Source organism: Poseidonibacter ostreae, from assembly GCF_009208075.1.
GTDB lineage: Bacteria > Campylobacterota > Campylobacteria > Campylobacterales > Arcobacteraceae > Poseidonibacter > Poseidonibacter ostreae.
The window spans coordinates 1-1064 of the sequence record NZ_WFKJ01000106.1 but is presented as its reverse complement, the minus strand read 5'-3'; the positions used below and the strand labels follow the sequence as shown (position 1 = coordinate 1064).

The 1064-nt window shown below is 31.1% G+C and carries 1 protein-coding gene; it reads left to right on the top strand.

The window, feature by feature from the left end:
• Positions 1 to 100: 100 nt before the first annotated feature.
• On the top strand, positions 101 to 1033 hold the full coding sequence (locus GBG18_RS14975; protein WP_444543870.1) for an IS256 family transposase, variant Zn-binding type: 933 nt from the start codon (positions 101 to 103) through the stop codon (positions 1031 to 1033).
• Positions 1034 to 1064: the final 31 nt, after the last annotated feature.

The window sequence follows — 1064 nt, the reverse complement described above, 5'->3', positions numbered from 1 at the left end:
GACTTAATTAAAAAAATAGGGGTTTGAAAACTCAATCAAACTTCGGTATATTGGTAAGAAACCAAGGTGTTTCTATAATGGATTATAAAAAAGCTCTAAAATCTGTCCCAAATGCTCTTTAAAAAACATTATAAAGATAGGAAAAAGAAGAGGTATTCAGAGATATTTATGTAAAGACTGTAAGAAGAAATTTCAACATACAAGACGACCAGAACAACTTCAAAAAATCATCTTTCAAGAATACTTTTTAAACCGACAGACTCTCAAACAACTTGCATCTAAATTTGATAGATCTATACCTTGGATTATGAAGCAAAGAGATGAGTATATTGTTGATGAGAAAGTACATAATCCAAGGGCAGTAAACTTAGTATGTGATGCAACCTTTTATGGCAAGAGAAAAGACAAATTAGGTACTCTTGTTTTTAAGGATGTCGAATCTAAAGAAATATTAATTTGGAAGCATATCCAAAGTGAGGTAGTTCAAGACTACAGATACTTAAAAGAAGAACTTATTAGACTTGGATACACAATCATAAGTGTTACTCTGGATGGGAAGAGAGGCTTATATAAAGCGTTTAAAGACATTCCAATACAAATGTGCTACTTCCATCAAAAGAAGATTGTACAAAGATATATCACTATGAAACCAAAACTTGAAGCCGGCAAAGAACTAAAGAAAATAGTTTCAAGGTTAACTATGACAAACCAAAAGAGCTTCACTCAAAAGCTTGATGAATGGTATGAGGAGTATCAAGTGTTTCTAGATGAAAAAACAATCTCAAACACTACAGGTAAACTTCATTATACTCATCCACGGGTTAGAGCTGCTTATAGAAGTTTAAAAACTAATCTCCCTCATCTATTTACCTACAAAAACTATAAAAACATAGCAATATCAAATACAACAAATGCACTTGAAGGTGGAGTATTCTCTCACATGAAAAATATGATTAGTTTGCATCGAGGATTGAGTAAAAGTTTGAAAATAAATCTAGTCGATTATTATTTGGTAAATTATCAAAAAAAGTGAGTTTATAAACCCCCGTATTTTTAATTAAGTC